We start from the raw sequence: 5,340 nt of genomic DNA, 5'->3' as shown, positions 1-5,340 counted from the left end.
GGGATTTGGGAGAACCGTACGGATACGGTTTTCTTCGCCGCATCACTGCCGTATGCCTTAACAACGATTTCCTGCATGCGGCGGACGACGTTGAACTGCTCTCTGCGCAGCGGCTCCAGCTGCCTTTCATATTCCGACTGTAATACGGGGATGGATGCCTGTGTACGGGCCAACTCTTCACGCAGCGGCTGCAGTACCGATTCGGGAGCTCCCTCAAGATTTTCTTTTGTCCAGATATCGTTCGTCAGCTCTTCCGCTTTCGGCCTTGCGTCTTCTACCCGCTTTGCCAATGCTTGTTCGCGATCGCGCAACACTTTAAGCTGCTGATAGAAGTTTACTGTGTCTGCTGCATTGTCTACGATCAGCTCTTTCTTCGAACCGTCCGTATCCAGGGTAGTCCCCAGGAATTCATCAACCGTCGGTACACGCAGGAAATCCGTATAAATAGCATGCGTGTAAGCCGAGTCTGTAATGCCCGTGCTGTGACTGAAGTCGCCGAAGCCGATGCGGACCTGCGAATGTTTGCCGGTCCAGACGGCACGGGCGCCGTCATACTCTTTACCGAACCAGTAGCCGGTTACACCCATGGGTTCCGTTAATCTGCCTGCACTGAAATCCCACTTACCGACATTATGCGTAATATCGGCCTTTTCCAGCCGCTGATGATTCAATCCCTTGGAACCTTCCGTTTCATGCGCCGAATCTACACCGGGCTGTCCGGCCGCACTGCCGAGAACCGTGACATTCGTATATTTACCGTACACAGGCATCAACCCCCAGGCGCAGCCGACCTTCAACCCGTGTTCTTTTTTGTCCGCAAGATTCTTTGCCGCTTCGTCATCAATATAGCTGGTCGCCGTAACGCGTGCTGCCGGGCGGTCCGAGCCGAGATGGCTGTCCCAACGGCCCCGGTAATCCCCGATGACTTCGACGCCCGTTTCTTTTTCCGTGTCAAAAGGACGATTCAGGAAATCCAACAGTAAGACAGGGCTCATTACCCTGTCCGTCGATACGGCCGCCCCTTCCTTCGTATTGGCGTCACTGCCGATTTTCAGGTTTGCCCCGAAGCGGAATACACGTCCGGAGAAAGCGCGATCATCGTCCCGATGCCCGAAGAGATTGTTTATGCCGAAATAAACGAGAGAATCCTTATTGATTTTCTTTTGGATCATCAGGTTCCAAATGCCAAAAGTCTTGCGTTCATACATATCGGAAGTCCGTCTGTTATTGAAATTGTAGCGGATAACGGAACGGTCCGGATTATTCGGGTCAATATAGGAAACCATATAGTTTCCGCCGCCGCTCAGCGAATTGCTGTCGAGCATATGGATGTAGTAATCCCCCCAAAGGCTGCCGCTCCAGCCGCTCTTCTCATCACTGTAATCAATACCGATATCAATCTTGTGCTGCGGTTTATCCAGAAGTTGCCGCGGCATGTCGGCGTCACTTTTGTTCACCGCATGCAGGTAAGTATAACCGAACCTGGCTTTCCAATGCTTCGACAAGGTCTGCTTGAGTTCCCATTCGACACCCGTAATTTCGGCGCGGCCAATGTTGCGGAAGCTGTAAATCAGGTCGGGTGCATGGGCAAACTTAGCTGCGCCGTACGTCGTCGATTCATCGTACTGCGGATAAAAGTCCATCAAGTAGCCTGTATTATAAACGGACATATAATCTTTGATTTTATTGTGAAACACTGTCAACTTTGAATATGTATTTTTATTTTCCCCTTCCAAGGAAATATCAAAGTTAAGCGATTTTTCGGGCTGCAAGTTCGGATTCCCGACCCAGTACCAGCCGAGACGGGCCTCACCGCCGCCGATGGTGGCATTCGTAATATTCGGCCCGTACATTTCCCAGTTGTAGTAGAGCTCACCCATACCCGGTTCGGTATAGCTCGTGCCGACATTGGCTTTCAGTCGGCGGTGCGTGTTGCCGCCCAGATTATGGGTCATTCCCATATTGAAGGTCAGGTTTGAACCGAAGAGGTCACTATGATCAAGCCGCAGAATAGGAGACAGGATCGTGTCTTTGTTGACCTGCCACATATCCTGTACAAAAAAATGCTGCTTTTTAATGGTCGCCGTCCCGACCGTCTGCTGATTGACACGCTTATTATATTCTTCTTTAAAATATGCACCGTTGAGCTTCAACTTTGTTGAATCGAATCCCGGTACGGCGCCGTAATAAAAGCTCGGTAAATATGCATCATACAGAGCGGGATAGTAATGGCCGTTTTCATCCTTCCGCCCTTCTTTGTTATTATGATAGTCTTCAATAAATTCCCTGTTGTTTTCCAACAGCGTCTTGGCAAACTGCTTATACCGTTCATATGCTTCGGGATTCCGCTTTTTCAGGGTCCGTTCCGTTACGGGGCCGTCCACGAGCCCCATGACGGCCGCCGCATCAATACCCGCCTGGGGATCCAGATACTGCAGATACTCTTCATACGTGAACTGCGGCAGCGTGGACGGGTCGTTTTTATTGCCGTTATACCATTCCTTTTCTTTATCCCACTGCTCAACGCCGGCACTGTTTTTTGCAAAAGAATGCCTGTAAACGGTCGAAGAAGGCACGCCGTTCTTGACGGCAAGACTCTTATCATAATCCCACGGATCAATACGACGCACATACGTATGAGGCGCATTCTTCAAACGGCTCCCTTCGCCGTCTTCCTGCGCATACCCGAAACCGTATGATATCAGGTGCTTCGCATTAACCTGCGTATCGGCGGATACATCGAAACTCCACTGCCGGTGATCCACATTATCCACATAATTAAGAGTATTCTTTCCTTCATAGGTGCTGTTGCCGTAATCACTGGTCAGCGTCACATCATCTTCTTTAACACGTGCATAATTCAATTCGGCTTTCCATGTGCTCTTATCGTTTTTCCCGTTATACGTAAGGTTCATAGTGTTGCGATCCAAATCGCGCTTATAATGAACCTGCGGTTCCAAATAAGAGGTGCTGCGCTTTACGTACCGTTCAAGATCTTCCGTATACCGTTCCGCACGGAAGGAAAGGGAATTATTTTTATTGATATCATAAATCCCGAATAGCCCCATATTCGAATTGGTGCCGTAAAAGCGCAAGGAATTCTTCAGAAACCCGTGGTCTTCGTCAGACGATAACGCGCTGACCTTACGGTTTTCACTGGCATAGATCGGCATAATATCCTGCTTGCTGCCGTAAACGTCGAAACGGAATTTTCCCATCTGTCCCGAATCGGCACGAATAAAATAATTGGAGAAGGGAGCAATATCGCCGTTCCCCTTTTCCCGCCGTCCCTCGGCATTAAGTTGAATCCCGGCTTTTTTGCGCGGCTTATTCGTAATAACGTTGATAACGCCGCCGATGGCGTCCGATCCGTACTTGGCACTGGCAGCACCCTGTACGATTTCAATATGGTCCACATTCTCCGTACCCAGGCGCTGCAGTTCATCGCCGGCTCCGGAATACTTTGCCAGATCCCCCATAACAGGTTGTCCGTCTACAAGAATAAGAGTATGTCTCGGCTCGGCGCCGCGGATGGATACGCCCACACGTCCCATCGAGTCCACCGTGCGGGATACGCCCGTTTCATTAAAGACGATGTCTTCTACAGACTTGGCCTGCTTCTTTTCAATGTCGGCTTTCGTGATAATCGTCTTCTGCTGCGATTCATACTTCGCTTCTTCTTCGGCAGGCGTAGCCTGGACGATAATATCGCGTGTGGCAATCCGTTCCTCCGCACCGTATACAGGCATAGCCAGCCACGACAGAACGGCGCACATAAGCAATGCATACCTTGAAGACTGTTTCATAATACCTCCCCCTTGCATAAGCACACATACATGATGTCCCGTAAATAAATCCTTTTTTCTTGAATAGTGCCGTCTTTATAATATTCATCTTTTCACATTTCTTCTACTCCGTTCAGTCCCGAAATACTCCATTCAGACAAAAAAATTGAATTTCTCCGAAATTTCATTCATATTATTTTATTTCTGTCGCAAAAATGACAATATACTCGCCCTTATTGCAATAAATAATTTATACAATATCCATAGTTATAAAATTCAGCAATAAGAAAAAAACCGGCTCGGATGAGCCGGTCCTTTCCATATAATTAAAACTTATATGTAGCCTGAATGCGCGTGTAATTACCGAGTTTGAAGTTTTCCGGTCCATACAGCGTATCACGCTTGTTTATCCCTTTCGCGTCAAAGGTATAGAACGCTTCGACGAGGAAGTTTTTCGCCGGTACATAGCCCGCGCCGACAGTAAAGCTGCGGATACCGTCCAGATATCGGTCGGGTACGCCTTCCGCACCGGTACCGCCGAAGAAGGAACCGTGCTGGAAGTATTTATAATCGGCAAATGCATTCCAGCTGCCCGGCACATCCGTATCGGATCGGCCGATATCAAAGCGCAGCGCCCAGAAATGCGGCGTACCGCCGTTGTTTCTGCCTTGAATAACAAAGTCCGCCGCCTGCCGTATGGTCGTACCGCGTATGTCCGTTCATGTACCGTCCGAAATCCGTACGGTTCTGCCCGTAGTCAAAGGAAACGGAAGCATTCCGTCCCAACTGATACTTCGCACCTATACCGACGACATTGGCAAGATGACTGAATTCCCGTTCTTCCGTACGCATTCCCGCCGCCGTACGGAATGTATAGGAATCGCCGCCGACGGAGCGCAGATACCAGGCCGCAAGGCCGAGTCTGTTTCCGACGGTCCGGCGTACCTGCAGGAACGCCGCCCTGTCGACAGGCGGAATATAATCACGCTGCAATACCACTCCGCGGGACGGGATAACATTGCCCGTATATTTGCCGAGTGCTTCCCGCGGCAGGCGGCTGTAACCGTCAGTCTGTTCCAGAAGCCGTGTCAATCCGTTGAAATAATCAGCAAGCAAGGTCGGATAGTACGCGCTTGTCTTGACATTAATTTGCCCGCTTGTTCCCGAGTCGGGCAAGTCGACGGAATTTTGCTGATAAATCCGGCTTTTTAAATCATCCAAAGCCGTATCGGCAATATGCATCGTATAGGGGTTATCACCGAAAGCAATCTTGGCGATTTCTCTGGCCCTGTTTTCGTAAGCTTTTTTGATAGCCTCGCTGTTTTTGTCATACCAGTTGTCAAAATAGGTCTTACCGTTATCCTGCAAGACGGATGTATCGGCAAGAGGCACCTCAAAGAGAGGATCTTTCTGATCCATTCCTGTCACGCCGGGAGCTAATTTTTGCGTGAATGTATGTTCTTCATCATACCACTGCCCGTCATCTTCATCATAATACCGTTCATGATATGTATAGGTAAGGGGGATTTCGGGCATCCGTACGGATACGGTTTTC

Annotated in this window: 2 protein-coding genes and 1 pseudogene; all 3 read right to left on the bottom strand. The window is 49.4% G+C overall.

Translation table 11 applies throughout. The features are described 5' to 3' along the window. Positions 1–3,806 (bottom strand): TonB-dependent receptor domain-containing protein (locus tag HMPREF0080_RS04295; RefSeq protein WP_050808818.1); only part of this gene is annotated, 3,806 nt, incomplete at its 3' end. Positions 3,807–4,111: 305 nt separating this feature from the next. Further along, positions 4,112–4,384, bottom strand: a complete 273-nt coding sequence (locus tag HMPREF0080_RS11665; protein WP_006790026.1) for a hypothetical protein — start codon at positions 4,382–4,384, stop codon at positions 4,112–4,114. A gap of 22 nt (positions 4,385–4,406) precedes the next feature. After that, a pseudogene (locus HMPREF0080_RS10025) lies at positions 4,407–5,340 on the bottom strand (TonB-dependent receptor); the annotation flags it as partial.

The organism is Megasphaera geminata F0357 (genome assembly GCF_000239275.1).
Lineage (GTDB): Bacteria > Bacillota > Negativicutes > Veillonellales > Megasphaeraceae > Megasphaera > Megasphaera geminata.
This window is presented reverse-complemented; position numbering and strand designations above follow the sequence as displayed.